The 19196-nt window shown below is 62.4% G+C and carries 18 protein-coding genes and 1 tRNA gene; 11 read left to right on the forward strand and 8 right to left on the reverse strand.

Features of this window, described 5'->3' with window-relative positions:
- On the reverse strand, positions 1–1114 hold a 1114-nt coding region (locus tag T281_RS06600), incomplete at its 3' end, for an AMP-binding protein (protein ID WP_155955138.1).
- Positions 1115–1511: 397 nt separating this feature from the next.
- Between T281_RS06600 and T281_RS06605 the strand changes: the two genes are divergently transcribed.
- From T281_RS06605 to T281_RS06615, 3 genes are all read left to right on the forward strand, one after another.
- Entirely contained in the window at positions 1512–1781 is a 270-nt protein-coding gene (locus T281_RS06605) for an acyl carrier protein (protein WP_013418552.1), read from the forward strand.
- Between the two features lie 72 nt (positions 1782–1853).
- Positions 1854–3080, forward strand: a complete 1227-nt coding sequence (locus T281_RS06610; protein ID WP_037236102.1) for a beta-ketoacyl-[acyl-carrier-protein] synthase family protein — start codon at positions 1854–1856, stop codon at positions 3078–3080.
- Positions 3081–3374: 294 nt separating this feature from the next.
- Positions 3375–4328, forward strand: a complete 954-nt coding sequence (locus T281_RS06615) for a TerC family protein (protein ID WP_037236105.1) — start codon at positions 3375–3377, stop codon at positions 4326–4328.
- Between the two features lie 81 nt (positions 4329–4409).
- On the opposite strand, the gene T281_RS06620 is transcribed toward T281_RS06615, so the two are convergent.
- Positions 4410–4862, reverse strand: a complete 453-nt coding sequence (locus tag T281_RS06620) for a DUF2141 domain-containing protein (protein ID WP_037236108.1) — start codon at positions 4860–4862, stop codon at positions 4410–4412.
- A 508-nt stretch (positions 4863–5370) separates the two neighbouring features.
- Between T281_RS06620 and T281_RS17550 the strand changes: the two genes are divergently transcribed.
- Complete coding sequence (locus T281_RS17550; RefSeq protein WP_052037194.1) at positions 5371–5913, forward strand: hypothetical protein; 543 nt, start codon at positions 5371–5373, stop codon at positions 5911–5913.
- Between the two features lie 97 nt (positions 5914–6010).
- Here the strand turns inward: T281_RS17550 and T281_RS06630 are convergent, their stop codons facing one another.
- Both T281_RS06630 and hemB read right to left on the reverse strand, forming a co-directional pair.
- Entirely contained in the window at positions 6011–7282 is a 1272-nt protein-coding gene (locus tag T281_RS06630) for a threonine ammonia-lyase (RefSeq protein WP_037236111.1), read from the reverse strand.
- A 59-nt stretch (positions 7283–7341) separates the two neighbouring features.
- Complete coding sequence (hemB, locus tag T281_RS06635) at positions 7342–8388, reverse strand: porphobilinogen synthase (protein ID WP_199502260.1); 1047 nt, start codon at positions 8386–8388, stop codon at positions 7342–7344.
- Between the two features lie 249 nt (positions 8389–8637).
- Here hemB and T281_RS06640 point away from each other — a divergent pair, with 249 nt between their 5' ends.
- The 5 genes from T281_RS06640 (at position 8638) to T281_RS06660 (ending at position 12755) form a co-directional block, all read left to right on the forward strand.
- The gene (locus T281_RS06640) at positions 8638–9648 is read left to right on the forward strand and encodes an FAD-dependent oxidoreductase (protein WP_037236113.1); all 1011 of its coding nucleotides are present in this window, start codon (positions 8638–8640) and stop codon (positions 9646–9648) included.
- Positions 9635–9823, forward strand: coding sequence for a sulfur carrier protein ThiS (gene thiS, locus T281_RS06645; protein ID WP_199502264.1), 189 nt, complete (start codon positions 9635–9637; stop codon positions 9821–9823). The genes T281_RS06640 and thiS overlap by 14 nt, the downstream gene beginning before the upstream one ends.
- Before the next feature lie 4 nt (positions 9824–9827).
- Positions 9828–10628: a thiazole synthase gene (locus tag T281_RS06650; RefSeq protein WP_037236118.1), complete on the forward strand. Its 801-nt coding sequence runs from the start codon at positions 9828–9830 to the stop codon at positions 10626–10628.
- 261 nt (positions 10629–10889) lie between these two features.
- A complete protein-coding gene (locus T281_RS06655) occupies positions 10890–11501 on the forward strand; it encodes a thiamine phosphate synthase (protein ID WP_081796647.1) in 612 nt (203 codons plus the stop codon).
- Between the two features lie 477 nt (positions 11502–11978).
- Positions 11979–12755, forward strand: coding sequence for a sterol desaturase family protein (locus T281_RS06660; protein ID WP_037236121.1), 777 nt, complete (start codon positions 11979–11981; stop codon positions 12753–12755).
- A gap of 60 nt (positions 12756–12815) precedes the next feature.
- On the opposite strand, the gene T281_RS17555 is transcribed toward T281_RS06660, so the two are convergent.
- Positions 12816–13253: a hypothetical protein gene (locus T281_RS17555; RefSeq protein ID WP_155955139.1), complete on the reverse strand. Its 438-nt coding sequence runs from the start codon at positions 13251–13253 to the stop codon at positions 12816–12818.
- A 283-nt stretch (positions 13254–13536) separates the two neighbouring features.
- On the opposite strand from T281_RS17555, the gene T281_RS06670 reads away from it, so the two are divergent.
- Complete coding sequence (locus T281_RS06670) at positions 13537–14310, forward strand: ceramidase domain-containing protein (RefSeq protein WP_081796648.1); 774 nt, start codon at positions 13537–13539, stop codon at positions 14308–14310.
- Between the two features lie 167 nt (positions 14311–14477).
- Positions 14478–14563 (forward strand) — tRNA-Leu (locus T281_RS06675).
- Positions 14564–14666: 103 nt separating this feature from the next.
- Here T281_RS06675 and T281_RS06680 read toward each other — a convergent pair.
- The 3 genes from T281_RS06680 to aspS form a co-directional block, all read right to left on the reverse strand.
- Positions 14667–15488, reverse strand: coding sequence for a TylF/MycF family methyltransferase (locus T281_RS06680; protein ID WP_037236124.1), 822 nt, complete (start codon positions 15486–15488; stop codon positions 14667–14669).
- A gap of 82 nt (positions 15489–15570) precedes the next feature.
- Entirely contained in the window at positions 15571–16815 is a 1245-nt protein-coding gene (locus T281_RS06685) for a DUF2254 domain-containing protein (protein ID WP_037236171.1), read from the reverse strand.
- 318 nt (positions 16816–17133) lie between these two features.
- Positions 17134–18924, reverse strand: a complete 1791-nt coding sequence (gene aspS / locus T281_RS06690) for an aspartate--tRNA ligase (RefSeq protein WP_037236174.1) — start codon at positions 18922–18924, stop codon at positions 17134–17136.
- Positions 18925–19196: the final 272 nt, after the last annotated feature.

The following is a 19196-nucleotide window of genomic DNA, read 5'->3' on the forward strand; positions in this document are numbered from 1 at the left end:
CCAGACCGCAGCCGGAGACGCTCTCGAAATCGCGCCGCACTTCGAGAGGCAGCGCCGCGCCGCCCGAAATGCAGAACTTCAGCGAGGACAAATCGTGCTTCTTGATGTCCGGCACCTTCGCCATGGCGTTGAACAGCGTCGGCACGCCCGCCATGATGGTGGGCTTCGTCTGGTCGATGGTCTTCAGCGCGAGCTTCAACTCGAAGCGCGGCAGCATGATCATCTGCGCGCCCTTGAGGATCGCGAAGTTCATCAGGCCGGTCATCGCGAAGGAATGGAAGAACGGGATCACGCAGAAAAAGCGCTCCTCGCCGGGGATGGCGAGCCCCGGAAACCACGCCGCCGCCTGCTGCACGTTTATGGAGAGGTTCGCATGCGTGAGCATCGCGCCTTTCGGGGTGCCCGTCGTGCCGCCCGTATATTGCAGCGCGGCCACGGCGTTAACGTCGATCGCGCTGCGGTCGTAATGGCCGTCATTGTCGAGCAGCTCCTCCGCGCTTAGGAGGCCCCTGCCGGGTGTCCACTTCGCAAGATCCTTGCCCTTGAACAGGCCGAAGAGGAAGCCTTTCAGGCCCGGCAGCATCTTCTTGAACGGTGCGACAATGACAGTTTCGAGCGTGCCGTTATCGACGAGCGCCTTCGCCTTCGGAAGCGTGGCCGCGAGATCCGCCGTCACCACGATTTTCACGCCCGCGTCCTTCACTTGGTAGGCGAGCTCCGGCACGGTATAAAGCGGGTTGAGGCTGACGACAGTGCCGCCCGCCTTCAGCGTCGCATAATAGAAGATGACGAAGGCCGGACAGTTCGGGAACAGCAGGCCCACTCGCGTGCCTTCGCGCACGCCGAGGCCTTGAAGCGCCTTCGTCGCGCGATCCACCGCCGCGCCGAGTTCCGCGTAGGTCATCGTCTTGCCGAAGAACCACGACGCGGGCTTGTCGGGGAAGCGGGCGACCGTCTCTTCAAGCGCGACCGGCAGCGGCTTCGGCTCGAAAACCTGAAACCAGTCGACTCCCGCCGGATATGATCTCAGCCATGGACGGATCGCCGCCGCCGTTCCCGCTTGAGTCCCCTTGTCGTTCGTTTCCACAACCTGCGGATCCTGATGACCGTCCATGCCCGTTCCATCCCTGCCTGAAATATGCGTTTTTCTTGTTTTTTCGACGCGTACGGTATCATCTAAGTAAACAGGCCGAAATGCCTACCAACGGCGAACCTTCAACTCTGCGACATCGAGAACGCTGGAAGGCGTTCCAATCGAACCGGACCTGCAACCCGGTTGCGAAATGCCACTACACTCAGGTTCGGCGACGGATTTACCCATCCGGTGATTGAACCTGATCGGCTGCGGCTCCGGGGGTACCCTACAAAAGGACGAAGTAACATATCCCCAGCCGGAACAAAGCCATCGGCGAGTTCGCTGGACTTGACGCGGGAATGCCGCTAATCGTTCCCGACGCGCCATAAGGAATCGAAACCGCAGCATGAATTGCGGTTCCGCCAGGGAGCCTCGAATGGACGACGTCGCCGAAAAAATCATCGCCATCCTGCGCAAGAACATGCGCCATCCGGAGAAAGAGATCGCTCTCGATACCAAGCTTACCGATCTTGAAATCGAGTCGCTGGATCTTGCCGTTATCGTCTTCGATATCGAGGATACCTTCGGAATCCAGATTCCCTATAACGCCAACGAAGAAATGGCGGACTTCGGCACCGTCGGCTCGGTGGTCGACAAGGTCACGACCGTGCTCGCATCGCAGAATTCGTCCGACGCGGCGGCGTGACGGTTCGCGCGGTCGTTCTCGACCGAACGGGATCGCGCTCCCGCCCATTTATCAGTCTTGGGGGAGTCCCGAATGAGCGAGAGAAATAGCGGCCGCCGCGTGGCGATCACGGGGACGGGCGTCGTCTCGGCTCTCGGCACAGGGGTCCAGAAGTTCTGGAGCGCCATCAAGGCCGGCGAGACTGGCATCGCGCCGCTCGAAAGTTTTCCGCTGCTCGATCTTTACATCACCATCGGCGGCGAGGTGCCCGACTTCGATGCGCGCGAGCTTTGCATGAGCCGTGGCGTGCAGCTTTCCGACCGCTTCACCCAATATGCCGCCGCCGCCGCATGGGAGGCCGTGCGCCAATCCGGGTTGGAGGGTCCGCTCGGCGAGCGCGCAGCCTGCATCGTAGGGTCCGGCGCGGGCGGAGTTACGACGCAGGAAAAAGCATACGAAGATATCTTCGCTCACCAGAAGAAGGCAACGCACCCGCTTACGCTCCTGAAAACCATCATCAGCTCTTCGTCTGCGCATATCAGCATCGAGCACGGCATCAAGGGGCCGGTGTTCGGCACGGTCAGCGCCTGCTCCACCTCGGCGCATGCCATCGGCCTCGCCTTCCAGATGATCCGCTCCGGGATGGTGGATGTCGCGGTCGCGGGCGCTTCGGAAGCGCCGCTCAATTATGGTTGCATGCGCGCATGGCAGGCGATGCGTGTGCTTTCGCCGGAAGGGTGCTTTCCCTTCTCAAAGCGGCGCAACGGCACGGTGATCGCCGAGGGCGCGGGCATCCTCGTGCTCGAAGACATGGAGCATGCGACGGCGCGCGGCGCCACCGTGCTCGGCGAAGTGCTGGGCTTCGGCATGACGTCCGACGCCGCCGACATGGTCAACCCCGACATCGACGGCCCGACGCGGGCGATGCAGATCGCGCTCGACGACGCGAGGCTCTCGCCGTCCGATATCGACTATCTCAACGCGCACGGCACCGCCACGGCCGCGAACGACATCAACGAAACACGCGCCATCCGCAAGGCCTTCGGCGCACATGCGGACAGGCTCGCCGTTTCGTCCACCAAATCGATGCACGGCCATTGCCTTGGCGCTGCCGGCGGCTTGGAAGCGGTCGTCTGCGTGCAGGCCATGCGGGACGGCTTCATTCCGGCGACCATCGGCATGGACGAACCGGGCGAAGGGTGCGATCTCGACTATGTGCCGCATGAAGGCCGCCATCGCGCCATCGGCTATACAATGTCCAACTCTTTCGCCTTTGGCGGGCTCAACGCCGTTCTGGTATTCGGTCCTGCCATAAACTGACCACAATCCCGCCGATTTCCGGCCTTATTTCTCTCATGCTCTGAAGCTGTCGCGGTGGAACTAGAAGGTCGCCATCGCGGCACCCATTTCCGGGAGCGACAGAAACGAACCGCCGTGCTGGTCCGGTGTCTCGCGAATTTGTTGCCCCCTCGTCTCTCGCGCGATTGCTGCGATTTCGCCCCGGCTTCGAACATCGAGGTCGGACGGCGGTCAGGCATCGCCTGTAAACGCTTTTCGGGTAAGGCGAGCCTGAAACAACCGTGACCGCGTGCCTTGTGAAGGATCCACATTTCAATGTTTGAAGAGCATTCTATCTGGGCGTGGCTTGGTTTCACCGCCCTCATTCTCGCGATCCTCGCCGCCGATCTCGGCCTGTTCCACAGGAAGGCGCGCGCGATTCCCGTGCGGGAAGCGTTGATCATGACCGCGGGCTACATCGCGCTCGCGCTCTGTTTCAATGCGTGGATCTATTTCGAGTTCGGCAACCAGAAAGCGGTCGAGTTCCTGACGGGCTATTTCATAGAATATGCCCTGTCGATGGACAACATTCTGGTGTTCGTCATCATCTTTACCTATTTTCAGGTGCCATCGCATTTGCAGATGCGCGTGCTCCTGTGGGGTATTCTCGCCGCTCTCGTGCTGCGCGGGGTGTTTATTCTCGCGGGCTATGCGCTGATCGAGAACTTCCACTTCACCGTGCTCTTCCTCGGCGCGTTCCTCGTCTATACCGGCATAAAGACGATGACATCCGGTGAGGAGGCGGTCGACCTCGAAAACAGCCGCATCGTGAAATGGACGCGGCGCGTGCTGCCGATGACCACGGATTATCACGGGGAGCGGTTCTTCGTGCGTCTCTCCGGCACGGGCAAGCGAGTGGCAACGCCGCTTTTCCTGGTGCTGATCGTGCTCAACATCACCGATATCGTGTTTGCGCTCGACTCCATCCCGGCGATCTTCGCGATCACGCGCGACCCGTTCATCGTCTACACCTCGAACGTGTTCGCAATCCTCGGCCTTCGCGCCCTGTTCTTCGCGCTGCGAGGCATGGTGGACAAGTTCCGCTATCTGAAATACGGCCTGTCGCTCACGCTGGTCTTCATCGGCTTCAAGATGATCTTCAACTATCCCGAAGAGTGGCCGGATATTCCGACCGAATGGGCGCTCGGCATGACCGCGATCCTGATCTTCGGATCGATAGGGCTGTCGCTCCTGAAGAACCGCGCCGAGGAAAAGGCGACTTCTCAATAGGCTCCGGCATCGCCACAAAAAAAAGCCGCGCGGAAACTTCGCGCGGCTTTTTTTTGCCCGACGAGCGATTTTACCGGTCGCTCAGAAGAAATATTTCGCTGTTATCGCGATGCGCGTGTTGCCCGCGATCTCGAAGGCGCTTTTCGCAAAGTCCGGCTTCCCGAACAGCGTGGGGTTGTTCGAAACGCCAATGCCCTCGGTCGGGATGCCGACCATATTCGTGCCGAGCTTGCCGTCGCCATTCTCGTCGTGGATCGATGCCACGGCGTAAACGCCCGGCTTGAGGCCGCTATAGGTCACGACCACCTTCCCTCCGCGAATGATGGCGCTGCCCTGTTTCACCGGGCGCCCGGTGACGCAGTCGGGAAAAACGGCCTTGTTTGAGGTCTCGGCGGAGAAGACGCAGAGCTTGACCTCGCCCCTGTCGGATCGAAGCCCGTCGATGGCGATGGTCAGATCGGCAGCGGCGGCGGCGCTCGCCAGACCGCAGCCAAGAAACGCAGCCGCAGCCGCCGGAAGAATACGCACTGACATTGGAGACCTTGGGTTCAGGAAGGGATGATCGCAGCCAAGCCGGATTATCCCTTGAAGTCAAGGTTTCGTCGGGAATCGCTTAACGTAAGGGCGGCGTGGCCTCGTCAGGCCAATCCCAAGTGCCCATTGAGGGCGTTTGCGACGGAAGTGGACACCCGCTCGCGTGAATGAACGAGCGTCACAATCCGCGAGCTTTTCGCCAGCGGCAAGCTCGCGGCAAACGACACGTCACGCAGGTGCTCATCAAGCAGTTGGACGTTCGGGGCGAACGCACTGGCGCAGGTTCCCGGCGGCGAAACTGGATAGCAGAAACGGCATCGCTGAGGTCGCCGTCCGCCATCATGAACAGCCGTTCAGCACGCGTTACATCCTGTTACAGACCGCCGCGCCCCCGTACGGTCGCCACCGCGTTTAGCCTTCGTTAGGGCGAAATCCAGCCGGAATTTTCGGGTTTACTGCGCTCAGATTCGCTCGCGCCGGTTGAGGCGCGCGCGCCCCGGAGACTTCGATGTTCAACCCTGCAAAATACGTCTTCCTTGCCGGTCTTATTGCCGGTTCCTCGGCGGCCGCCGCAGCCGACCTGCCGCCCGAAATCCTCGACAGCGTGATGCAATCGTGTCGGCCCGATTATCATCGGCTCTGTTCCGATGTCCTCCCCGGCGACGGCCGCGTGGGGCGCTGCCTGCTCGACAACGAGGCGCAGCTCAATCCCGGCTGCCTCAAGGCGATCAAGTTCGCCTATGCCATCGAGGTGTGCATGCCGGATTATCGCCGCTTCTGCAACGGCGTGCGGCCCGGCGGCGGTCAGATCGTGGAATGCCTCGGCGAGCGCATCGAGAGCCTCAATTCCGAATGCCGCCGCGTCGTGATGGCGAACCTGCCCTATTCCTCACCGCGCCGCGACTACAGCTATTACAATGGTTATGAGCGCTATTCCCGCGAAGAACGCTTCAACGGCGAGCGCTATCGCGACGCTCCACCCCCTCCCCCGCCGCCTTACGACTCCGATAGGGACGACGAGCCGGACGAGGACGGCGATCCGATCAAATAAGATTTCCCGATTAGCCGGCTGGGCTGCCGCCCCTTTCTCCCGCGAGAGAGGGGCGGATTCATTTCAGGTTTCGCCACTCGCCCGGCGGAAGCGCCGCCTATTCCATGCGCGGCGCGGGCTCGCCGCCGCTCGCGTTCAGCCGCTCCACCCTGAAGCCATGCGTGCGAAGCTTCCCGATGATTTCCTCGGCGTGACGCGCATCCTTCGTCTCGATCACGATATCCACGAGCGTAGATTTCGCGGGCACGTAGAGATAGAAGCGACGGTGGTGCACTTCGAGGATGTTCGCGCCGCAGCGGCCAAGCTCGCTCGCAAGCTCGCCGAGCATGCCCGGCCGGTCATCGACCTGAATGCGCAGCGACAGGATCTTCGATTCGCGTTCGAGGCCACGGATGATGATGGCGGCGAGCACGCGGCTATCGATATTCGCCCCGGACTGGAACAGGCCGATGCGCCGCCCGTGGAACCGCCGCCGATCAGACAGGACGGCCGCGAGGGCCGCCGCGCTCGCACCTTCGGCCACCGTCTTCTGAAGGCTGGCGAGTAGAAAGATGGCGCTCTCGACCATGGATTCGCTGACGAGCACCACGTCCGTCACGAGGTCGCGCATGACAGGCAGCGTATGCCCACCGGGCGTTTTCACCGCGATTCCCTCCGCCAGCGTTGCGCCGCCGCATTCCGCGATGCGTCCGCGCAGCGCCGCGTAGGTGGACGGATAGCTCTCCACCTCAACGCCAATGATTTCGATGTCGGGCTTCAGCGCCTTCGCTGCGATGGCGACGCCCGAGATGAACCCGCCGCCGCCGATGGGCACGATGAGACAATCGAGGTCCGGGCAGTCTTCCAGAAATTCGAGCGCCGCCGTCCCCTGCCCTGCGATCACGGCCGGGTCGTCATAGGGATGAACGAGGGTGAAGCCGTGATCGACGATGAGCCGGTCGGCCGCGACGCGCGATTCGGCAACACTCTCGCCGTAGAGGATCACCTTCGCGCCGAAAGCTTCGGTAGCCCCGACCTTGTTGAACGGCGTCCCTTCCGGCATGACGATGGTCGCCGGAATGCCGAGCCGCGCCGCGTGATGGGCGACGGCCTGCGCGTGATTGCCCGCCGAAATCGCGATCACGCCGCGCTCGCGCTGCGTTGCGTCGAGCGAGAGCAACTTGTTCAGCGCGCCTCGCTCCTTGAAGGAGCCGGTCGCCTGCATGTTCTCGTACTTGATGAAGATCTGCGCGCCCGAAAGCGCCGACAGCTTCGGCGCTTCCACGGCGGGCGTGCGGATGATCGCGCCGCGAAGAGCCTCGCGCGCCGCCCGAATGTCCTCAAGGCTGACGCGCGGCTCTTCAGAAACCCGTGCCGCGAGTATGGTCATACACGCATCTCCTCTGGCGGCGAACCGCCGCCCAGTGGAGCGAATTTGACCTTCACCGGTTACGCCTTCAAGAGTCGCGCGGCTTCCGGTGCGAAATAAGTGAGGATACCCGAAGCGCCTGCGCGGCGGAACGCCATCAGGCTTTCGAGGATCACCTTGTCGCGGGTGAGCCAGCCGTTCTGAAACGCAGCGAGCAGCATCGCGTATTCGCCCGACACCTGATAGACGAAGGTCGGCACCTTGAACTCTTCGTGCACGCGGCGAACGATGTCGAGATACGGCATGCCGGGCTTCACCATGACCATGTCCGCGCCCTCGGCGAGGTCGAGCGCAACTTCGCGAATCGCCTCGTCGGAGTTGGCCGGGTCCATCTGGTAGGTGCGCTTGTCGCCCCTGAGCGTGCCGGACGAGCCGACCGCATCGCGGAACGGGCCATAGAACGCGCTGGCGTACTTCGCCGAATAGGCCATGATCTGCGTGTTGTAGAAGCCGCGGCTTTCGAGCGCCGAGCGGATCACGCCGATGCGACCGTCCATCATGTCCGATGGCGCGAGCACGTCGCAGCCTGCTTCTGCCTGATTCATCGCCTGACGCGTCAGCGCTTCGAGCGACAGGTCGTTGACGATCTCATTGCCGACCATCAGGCCGTCCTGGCCGTGGCTCGTATAGGGGTCCAGCGCCACGTCGCAGATGATGCCCATGTTCGGCACGCGGGCCTTGATGGCGCGCACCGCGCGGCAGACGATGTTTTCCGGATTGAAGGCTTCGGTCGCCGCTTCGTCGCGCAGATCGGGGCGCGTATAGGGAAAGAGCGCGACAGCCGGAACGCCAAGTTCGGCGGCCTGTTCGGCGGCTTCGGCGGCGAGGTCCACCGACATACGGTCGACGCCCGGAAGCGACGGAACGGGCTGCTTCGCGCGCAGGCCGTCCATGACGAAGATCGGCCAGATCAGATTGGATGCGGAAAGCGTGTTTTCGGCGACGAGCGCGCGCGACCACGCAGCCTGTCTCGTCCGGCGCAAGCGCGTGAGAGGAAAACCGCCCGCCTGGGCATTCTGAAGCGCTGCGCCTGCATCGTAGTATGCGTTTGGTTTTTCTTTTTTCACAGCTGGCACCTCTCAAAAAAGTGGCTGTTCTGTACGCCCGAAATCTGCTTGACACAAGCCTGAACCGGACTTAGAACAAACGAAGAACATCGGTGGTGGCCGCAAACTCCGTCCGATGGTTGCAGCAAGCAGGCGAGCCAGACCCCCCGGCGTCCCCCCATCGTGTCTTCTGCGCCCTCGCGAAAGAAACGATAACGCCCCACTGGCCGCTTGCTTGCTTTTTTCCCCGGAGTCATCCAAACCTCGCGCATGGCAAAAATTGACATCATTGGCGCTGGCGCCGCTGGAATGTGGCAGGCTTTTCTCCTGTCGCGCCGTGGACACAAGGTTACGCTGTACGACCCTGCGGGAACCCCGTCGCAGAACTGCGCGAGCGGGTGCGCGGGCGGCATGCTCGGCTCCTATTGCGAGGGCGAACCGGGGCACGAAGAGGCCCGCGACCTCGGTCTCGAAGCGATGGAGATCTGGAAAGAGCACTATCCGCATCTCAAGCTGAACGGCACTCTCGTGGTAGCGTCCCCGCGCGATGTGGCCGACCTTCAGCGTTTCGGCGCCGTTACGCAGGGACACACCCGCGTCGGCGTGGATGAAATTTCCGCGCTCGAACCAGCCCTCGAAGACCGCTTTCGCGACGGCCTCTTCTATAAGGACGAAGGCCATATCGAGCCGTTCGTCGCGCTGGAATATTTCATTCAGGAAGCCGCAGCGGCGGGCGCGAAGCTTGTTGCCGAGGCGTGGGAGGAGACCGACGCCGATGTCGTGGTCGACTGCCGTGGCCTTGCCGCGCGCGATCATCTAAAGACGCTGCGCGGCGTTCGCGGCGAGCGCGTCGTGGTGGACTGCCCCGGCGTCACACTTTCGCGGCCCGTGCGCATGACGCATCCGCGCATTCCGTTCTACATCGTGCCGTGGTCGGACAACCAGTTCATGATCGGCACCACTGCCATCGAAAGCGACGATCGCGGTCCGGCGACGCTGCGTTCCGTAACCGAGATCATGGCGGCGGCTTATGCGCTGATCCCGGCGCTCGGCGAGGCGCGGATCGCGTTCATGGATGCGGACGTGCGCCCGTCCTTCCCGGACAACGCGCCGAGGATCATCATCGGAAAAACGCAGTCCGGGCGGCCGCGCCTTTACGTGAACGGCCTTTTCCGCCACGGTTTTCTGCTTTCACCTATCCTCGCGAAGATCACGGCCGACTATATAGAGTCGGGTGCAAAGGCTCCGGGAGTTCTCCTTGAAGATAATGGTGAATGGTGAGGCCCTTGCGACCGACGCGACGACACTCGATTCGCTTTGCCGCGAACTGGGTTTCGCCGACGCGAAGATCGCAACGGCTCTGAACGGCGCGTTCGTGCCGAAAACCGAACGCATCACGGCGGAGCTCACCGATGGCGACACTGTCGAAATCCTGTCGCCCCGACAGGGAGGCTGATTGAATGTCACTTGCTACCGGAACTGCCGACGCGCTTTCGATCTATGGCGAAGCCATCAGCTCGCGGCTGCTGCTCGGCACCTCGCAATATCCGTCGCCCGACATCCTCAGGCGGTCGGTTGAGGCAAGCGGCGCCGAGATCGTGACCGTATCGCTCAGGCGGGAGTCGAGCGGTGACGTGAAGACCGGTCAGCACTTTTTCGACCTCCTGAAGAGCTTCGGCGCGCGCGTTCTGCCGAACACGGCGGGCTGCCATACGGCGCGCGAGGCCATCACCACGGCGCAAATGGCGCGCGAAGTGTTCGAGACGGACTGGATCAAGCTTGAGGTCATCGCCAACGACGACACGCTTCAGCCGGACGTGTACGGCCTCGTCGACGCGGCCGAAAAGCTCACGCGCGATGGGTTCAAGGTGCTGCCTTATTGCACCGAGGATCTGAGCGTTGCGCAGCGGCTTGTCGGCGCGGGCTGCCAGGTTCTCATGCCGTGGGCCGCGCCCATCGGCTCGGCGCGCGGGCTCATGAACCCGTACGGCCTCAAGACGTTACGCGCATTTTATCCCGACCTGCCGCTCATCGTCGATGCGGGCCTCGGCGCGCCGTCCCATGCCGCGCTGGCGCTCGAAATGGGCTATGACGGCGTGCTCATCAACACGGCGGTGGCGAAAGCAGCCGATTCGGTTGCGATGGCGGTCGCGTTCGCGAAGGCCGTCGAGGCGGGGCGCATTGCGTATCGGTCGGGCATCATGCCGCCGCGCGACATGGCGAGCCCGTCGTCGCCCGTGGCTGGGCTTGCTCTGTTGTAGCGTGCTCTGGCGCATGGGTTCATCCAGCTACCGCTGAAGTAGACTTGGGGGTGGCACGAAACTTATTGAATCCAGAGCAGTTCGGAATTTGATATGAGAGCCGCAGCAAGACGGCTCCATAGATCGCGCCGTAAATCAGACGAGCACGACCTTGTTAGTCTCGCTTGTCGATCAGCTCCTCGACGTCACATTGAGTCGTATCAACGCAGGCTGTTCCAGGCGTGCCGAGCTGTTTGCCGATCATTCGTGCGAGGTTTCCCGATGACCACCGCCCTGCCCCGCTTCTATCCCGTCGTGCCGGATGTCACCTTTGTCGAGCGTCTCGCGCGCGTTGGCGTCAAACTGATGCAACTGCGCATGAAGGATGCTGACGCTTCGGATATTGCGCCCGCGATCACGCAGGCGCTCGAAGCGTGCCGAGTCCATGGCGCGGCTCTCGTCGTCAACGACCACTGGCGCGAAGCTATCGATTGCTGCGCGCCGTGGGTGCATCTCGGACAGGGCGACCTCGACACGGCCGACGTGGCAGCAATCCGCCGCGCCGGGCTAAAGCTTGGCCTTTCGACGCACAGCCACGAGGAACTCGACCGCGCTCTATCCTTCGATCCCGATTATATCGCGCTCGGCCCGGTTTATCAGACGACGCTGAAGGTCATGCCGTGGGCACCGCAGGGGCTCGCGCGCGTCGGCGAATGGAAGGCGCTCGCAAAACGCCCGCTCGTCGCCATCGGCGGCATCACGCTGGAACGCGCGCCGGATGTCTACGCGGCGGGGGCGGACAGCATCGCGGTCGTGTCGGATGTCGTGTTCGCACCCGATCCAGAAGCCCGCGCGAAGGATTGGCTCGCGCTTGCGGAACCGGGGAACGGCTGATGGTCCGCTTCCGATGCGTCTTCGCAGCAACCTCGCGAGCAAATGTCGGAATCGAGCGAGCAAAGACCATTAGTAACTTTCCAATTCTCGTCGAGCTTTTCAATTTGGCATTTGAGAGAGAGCTCGCTGCAACCGGAACTCAAATGTCAAATTCGCTCCACCAGGCCAAGACGCCCGCGTTATCCCAAGACGCCCACGTTATCCGACGCTCCAGGTTTCGCGTTCCAACTCAAGTGACTAATGGCGACCCGCGTCATTTCGATTGCCCTCCTCGCAAGGATGTGCATGGCGTCCGCTTGCGAAAAGCAGAAAGTTTCCTTTCTAAAGCTTAATCCGCAAAAGCGGACCCTGATTTTACGATAAGATCACGCTCAAACAGGATTTGGAACGCGATAGCGCTCCAAGGCAAGGCGACAAGCCGCGACGGGGCCCGGTCACGATAACCCGCTGTCGCATCACAACGCGTCGGGAGGCAGAATGGCTTGGCAATTCCTCGGGCTGGCGGCGGCGTTGACCGCGATCATCGCGGCGCGCTATCTCGCTCTTTCCGGGCTGTTCTACTGGCTGCTTTGGCAGCGCGGCGGTGAAAAGTTGCGGGCGAAGCGGCTCAACCGCGACCGGCCGATGCGCGGCATCGTGATGAAGGAAATCCGCCTGTCGCTGCTCTCGTCGGCGGTTTACGCCGCGCCAGCCGCTTTCGCGCTCACCGTCTTCCTGAACGGCGGCACGGCGATCTATACCGACTGGCGCGCTTACGGCGGCGTGCCCTATCTTTTCCTCAGCTTCTTCATCTATCTGGTGGTGCAGGACACCTATTATTACTTCGCGCATCGCCTGATGCATCACCCGAGGCTGTTCCGCTGGATGCATGCCGGACACCACCGTTCGCGCCAGCCGACGCCCTTCGCGTCCTTCGCCTTCGATCCTGCGGAGGCAGCGCTGACGGCGTGGCTCATGCCCGCGATGGTTTTCGTGGTGCCGATCCATGTCGGCGTGCTCATCGGGCTTCTCATGTTCATGAGCTTCGTGGCCGTGTGGAACCACTCGGGCTGGGAGGTGCTGCCGCGCTTTCTCGTGCGCGGGCCGGTCGGCGGTCAGCTCATCTCGGCCACGCATCACAGCTATCATCACATCCGCTTCGACCGGAATTACGGGCTCTATTTCCGCTTCTGGGACAAGGTCATGGGAACGGACACCATGCCGGACGAAGCGCGCGACGGATCGCGGCTATCGATGCGGCCAGAGCGGGCTTGACACGCACGCAAATTCGCGGCCGGGCGGCCGAAACCGCCACCCGGCCAATGCGTTGAGCGATCAGGGACGACGCTCGATCGCGCCGTTCGGATAAAGGTTGAAGCTGAAATAGCCGGGCGAGCTTTGGTCGCCGTCGCCGCCCGCGCCCTGGCCCTGCCAGAAGTCGAGGCTCTGACGCTTCAGCGTGTACTCGCAGGAGAATTCGCAATACACCCACGAGCCGCCGGGCAGCCGCACCTGATCGCCATGCTCGGCGCGGCGCACCGGCGCGATCACGCGCTCGAAGCCATACCAGCTTTCGGCGTAGATGACGCGGTAGGCGCCGCAGCAGTCCTTGCACTCACCGCAGAATTTCGAAGAGCGTTGCGGCGTCGCGTGAACCTTCTTGATGTGCGGGACGGCGACCCCATCGGAGCGCGGCGTCAGGTATGCTCCGGCTTCGGCCGAAGCGGCGAGGCCGAGAAGGGCGGCGCCGGTTAACAGTGCGCGAAAGATCATGTCCATTCCCCCGAAAAGACGTCAATGTGCCTGATCCTACTTTAGGATGGTTAACCAACTTGGCCAAGCCGGCGAAGAGTAACATTTCGCAACCGTAAGCCCGGGGCCGCGCCATGCAGCTCGGAATGCGATTTCCTGCGCTTGGGAAAACCGCCGCGCGATTTGCCTTTTCATTTGTCTTTTCGCGAAAATCCACCTTCCTGTATGAAGCGTATCCGGCTCGCGAAGGCGGCGTGCGCGGCGGCTGAGGCAGGGCGCCAGCCGGAAAACGGGGGGAGCGGCCATGCAGGGAGCAACGATTTTCGCCTATTGCGAGCGGGGCATGAGCCCGGCCTTCTGGGCGGAACCGTTGAACGCGATCACAAACGCCGCGTTTGTCGCCGCGGGGATCGCAGGCGCGGTGATGATCGCGCGGCAAACGCCCGCCGAGCGGTCGGCGTGGAGCATCTTCTTCGCACTGAATTTCGTCGCCATCGGCATCGGCAGCTTTCTGTTCCACACGGTGCCAAACCCGAGCACGGGCGCGGCGGACACGATCCCGATCGGCATCTTCATGCTGACCTATCTCGTCTTCGCGCTGAGGCGATTCGCGGGTGCGGGCGTGGCGATAACCGCCGGGCTGATCGCGCTTTTCGTGGCGGCGATGGCGCTTTCCGGGCAGGTGCAATGCTATGGCGGCCGCATCGGCTTCGCGCTTGCCGTGCCCGAAGGCGCGCGCGCGGCATGTCTCAACGGTGGCCTCGCCTATGGTCCGGCGGTGATCGCGTTGTTCCTGATGTCGGGCTGGCTCGCGATCCGGCGACACCGCGCGGCGGCGCTCGTCTTCGCAGCGGCTGTCACCTTCGCCGTGTCGCTCACCTTCCGCACGCTCGACCCCACGTTGTGCGACAGCTTCACGCTTCTGGGCTATCGCCTCGGCACGCATTTCCTGTGGCATCTTCTGAACGCGACGACGCTGTGGCTGCTACTCCTCGCCGCGATCCGCTACGGGCGACGCGCCCTACCGCGGGCCGAAATCATCCCGCCGCGCCCGGCCGCGTTGCGGGGGCCGCGCTAGAGCCGGACCGATCAGGTGGATCAAGCCGATCGGTGAGCGCGTCTCTGAAATTCAAGATCGCGACCGCTTGCCGTTTCATAGCGGTGCAGTCGCTCGGAACAGGCTCAGCGCTCTTCGCGGATCGGCAGTTGCGAGTCGCCCAAGCTTCGCATACTTCTTATTGCTACGCGGGCGTGGCGAAATGGTAGCCGCAAGGGACTTAAAATCCCTCGGCCGTAAGGCCATGCCGGTTCGAGTCCGGCCGCCCGCACCATCATGCGTCGCGATAGCAATTCGATCTGTGCTGATCGATCCGACGATGCCAAGGCCCCGCCTTGCACAGCCGCTGAAGGCGCGCGGAGCATGCACAAATTTAGTCAGCCTTGCGCACGGACCTGCCAGAACACGCCCACGCCATCAATGTCGATAATCGGTGAGGTGATGTTATTGGCGGCGCGAAAATCGGCGATTGCTTGCCGACATCCTTGTACTGCACCAAAATCATCGACGATGATGAACCCGCCCCGAGACACCTTGGCATAAAGAGGCAGGAGCGCGTCCATGGTCGAGCCGTACATGTCGCCATCAAGACGTAAAATCGCCAGCCTTTCGATGGGTGCCCCCGGCAAGGTGTCCTTGAACCAGCCTTTGAGGAATTTGACCTGATCGTCAAGCAGCCCCAACTTGCTGAAATTATCCCGGACCTGCTCCTGACTGATGGCCAGCGGCTCCCAGGTGTGGTGCTTGTCCCCGGCATCCTGGGGGCAATTCGGGTCCGGAGGTGGCAGGCCTTCAAAGGAATCCGCCACCCAGACGCGCCGGTCGGTCACGCCATAAGCTTTCAAGATCCCCCGCACGAAGACGCAGGCGCCCCCTCGCCAAACCCCGGTCTCGATGAAGTCGCCGGGCACGCCCTGATTGATCACCGACTCGGTCAACTGGCGCAGATTGGCCATTCGCTTGGCGCCAATCATCGTCATGGCTTGAGAGGGCCAATCGCGCCCTAGCGCGCGTTTGGTGGCGTCGTATTTTCCGCCGGACCAAGGGTCCATCGGCAGATCGCCATAAATTTCATTGGTCAGCGTCTTCTGCAAGAGATCGATATAGAGCGCTCTCAACTCACTTTCGGTGGAAGTTGCTTTGTCGTCGCCGTATTCGACATCTTCAAGGGGATTTTCCTTGATGTTTGCCTGTCCCATTTTATCCCCGTATCGGTAAATTCTTTATCGCCATCGAATATTTCTATAATAGATTTTCAACCTTATTCGAGGCTGCATCGCTCTATTCTCGTAGCCGCGCCCGGTCGGCATCGAGCGGCAAGCCCTGTTCGGCTCTGTCGAGCGCCAATTGTGCCTGATGTAGCGCGGCCGCCCGAAAATCCTGATCTCCTATGCGGCTCAGCGCCGTAAGCGCCTTCCTCAGGCGCAGTTGCACTTCGACGAGACCAGCGCTGTCCCGAGCCAGCAGCATGAAGCCGTCCTCAAGGAGTTCTTCCGATTTCAGCGGCGGGACATGGACGCGCGAATATTTCGGCTCGCTATCGCGCATTTCCTCGCAACCCTTCGCCCAAATGGTCATGAGCCGCGTCAAGCGCCCAATAACGTCAATCGCGGTCCCGTGATCGTTGGTGGCGGGCGAAAGCGCTCGCGTGCCGATCTCGCTCAGTACCACGATGCCGAAACGGGGGTCCTGATCGAAGTCGCGTTCGCTGCGAAGAGTGAAGGCTTTCAAGATGCCGTCCCGAAACTCTTCGCTGTTCTCGCCGCTCTTCCAGTCGACCCACGCCAGCGGCGTATCGCTGTAGAGAAAGGTGCCGGGAAGCGCCGATAGATATATTTCGGCGTCCGCCTCTTCGCAGCAAGCCGATAGCGCTTCCATGTCGATATGCTGAACGTAACAAACCGCATTCGCCACAAGGGGCGTAGCGTGGTCCGGCACATCGCTGCGATCGCGCAGGGGAACTCCCCCGAGGTAAGGCTCTTCGAGCCGCTCCTCGAGCGCGCATTTCGTCGCCGTCTCGACCCGTTCCGTAGTCTCGCTGACGCGCCCGAGCCGCGTGAGGTGATCGATCCAGCGCAGGAGCGCGACAACGATCAGCGCGATGACCGCAATCGTCACCACGAACAGGATACTGCGTCCGTGCTCGCCATAGGCGCCGGTCTTGAGCACGACGATGCCGACGATCGCGAACAGAAAGGAGCCAATGAAGGTCGACAGCGTGTTCTGAGTAACCGCGTCTTCCATCAGCAATTTGGTCGCGCGCGGCGTGACATTGTTCGTGGCCGAACCATAGGCGGAGGTCATGACGTTGAGCGAAAACGTGGTCACGGCCAGCATGCTCGACGCTATGATGGTGAGGATGCTGTCGACCGCATCCGCGCCGATGGAAACCGGGAAGCGCCAGGGAATGAAGCGGTCCGCCACGGTGGCAAGAAGCGCCGCGACGATACCCATCGCCCCGATCAGCGTGGCACGCACCCAAAGCTGCCGCGTGAGTCGCATCAGCATCCATCGCCAGCGCGGCATGTACTCTCCTCGATCGATTATGCGTGGCATGGCGGATGCGCTATCGACCGCGCCAGCGATGATCGTGCCGCTCGCGAGGCGCAACCACTTAATCACCTGATTAAGGAGCAACACTCAAATCGTTGTTCGGGTTCACGAAGTCCGCGCGGCACCGAAGCCAGCGCTTGTCGCTTTCCGCGATGCGGAAGCGCGTCGCAAGCGTCCAGCTCGCGAAAAGGCGGCGTTAACGAAGGCCAATTGGTGCGCAGGCCCCGTCACGCCGCCTCTATCTGTTCTGCCGTAGCCAGACCGTAAAGCCGATCACTTGATCGCTTTACGTCAAGCCTCCTTCTTCGGCAGGTTGAGCCGGATGTGCAGGTCGCGGAGCTGCTTCGCGCCCGCCTCGGAGGGCGCGCCCATGAGCAGGTCTTCGGCCTGCTGGTTCATGGGGAAGAGCGAGATTTCGCGCAGGTTCTTCGCGCCGGTGATGAGCATCACGATGCGGTCGATGCCGAACGCCATGCCACCATGCGGCGGCGCGCCGAACTGGAACGCGCGGTAGAGGCCGCCGAAGCGCTCTTCGACGTCCGCTTTCGTGAGGCCGACCTTCTCGAACGCCGTCACCATGGTTTCGGGCGACTGGTTACGGATCGAGCCGGACGCGATCTCGAAGCCGTTGCAGACGAGGTCGTACTGATACGCCTTGAGTTCCAGCGGGTCGCGCGTTTCCAGCGCTTCAAGGCCGCCCTGCGGCATGGAGAACGGGTTGTGCGCGAAATCGACCTTCTTCTCGTCCTCGTTCCATTCGTAGAACGGAAAGTCCACGATCCAGGCGAGTTCGAAGCGTTCGCGATCCACGAGGTTCAGTTCCTCGCCGACGCGGGTGCGCGCCTCGCCCGCGAATTTGTAGAACTTCGCCGGGTCGCCGCCGACGAAGAACACCGCGTCGCCATCGCCGACACCAAGCTGCGCCGCGATTGCCGCCGTGCGCTCCGGTCCGATGTTCTTCGCGACCGGGCCAGCGCCTTCGAGCGCGTCGCCTTCCTTGCGCCAGAAGATATAGCCGAGGCCGGGCTGGCCCTGCTGTTGCGCCCACGAGTTCATGCGGTCGCAGAACGCGCGGCTGCCGCCCGTCTTGCCGGGGATGGCCCAGACGCGGGCCTTCTTGTCCTTCTCCAGCATCCCTGCGAACACCTTGAAGCCGGAGCCCCGGAAATGCTCGCTCACGTCCTGCATTTCGATGGGGTTGCGCAGGTCGGGCTTGTCGGTGCCGTATTTCGTGATGGCGTCATCATAGGCGATGCGCGGGAAAACATCGGTCACGGGCTTGCCGCCCGCGAAGCCGTCGAACACCGCGCGGATGACCGGCTCCATCGTGTCCCACACGTCCTCTTGCGTGACGAAGCTCATTTCGAGGTCGAGCTGGTAGAACTCGCCGGGCAGACGGTCGGCGCGGGGATCTTCGTCGCGGAAACACGGCGCGATCTGGAAGTAGCGGTCGAAGCCCGCCACCATGAGGAGCTGCTTGTATTGCTGCGGCGCCTGCGGCAGCGCGTAGAACTTGCCGGGATGGATGCGCGACGGCACGAGGAAGTCGCGCGCGCCTTCGGGCGACGACGCGGTGAGGATGGGCGTCGAGAATTCGGTGAAGCCCGCGTCCACCATCCGCTTTCGCATGTCGGCGATGATCTTCGTGCGCTGGATGATGTTGCGATGCAGCGTCTCGCGGCGCAGGTCGAGGAAGCGGTAGCGCAGACGCACGTCTTCCGGATAGTCCGGCTCGCCGAATACGGGCAGCGGCAGTTCCTCCGCCTTCGACAGCACGTCGAGCGTGCCGATGCGCACCTCGACTTCGCCTGTCGGCAGGTTCGGATTCACGGTGTCGCCCTCGCGGATCACCACGTCGCCGTCGATGCGGATGACCCATTCGGCGCGCACCGCTTCGGCCGACTTGAACGCGGGAGCGGACGGGTCGACCACGCATTGCGTCAGGCCGTAATGGTCGCGCAGGTCGATGAACAGGAGGCCGCCATGGTCGCGCACGCGATGGACCCAGCCCGAAAGGCGCACGGTCTTGCCCGCGTCGGCTCTCCGTAGCGCCCCGCAGGTCGTCGAGCGATAGGCATGCAGCTTCGCCGCGCCAGAGTTCGCCTCCGCCCCTTTCGCGTCAACCGTGTTCACTTCGGTTTCCTGCTTCGTTTTCTTGCCGGAGATGGCGGACTTTGCCCGCCCGCCAGACGCGGTTTTTTCCACAGAAGTCATCCTTCAGGATCGGAGCCGGCGCCGTTCAGCAATTCTTGACCGAACGGCGGCAAAGCGGCTTAAAAGAGACACAGTTCTGGTCGCCCACTGTTCCAGAGCGCTTGAATCGCGGACAAACCAGCGCATGGACCGCGATGTTT

This window comes from Rhodomicrobium udaipurense JA643, from assembly GCF_000636015.1.
GTDB classification, from domain to species: domain Bacteria; phylum Pseudomonadota; class Alphaproteobacteria; order Rhizobiales; family Rhodomicrobiaceae; genus Rhodomicrobium; species Rhodomicrobium udaipurense.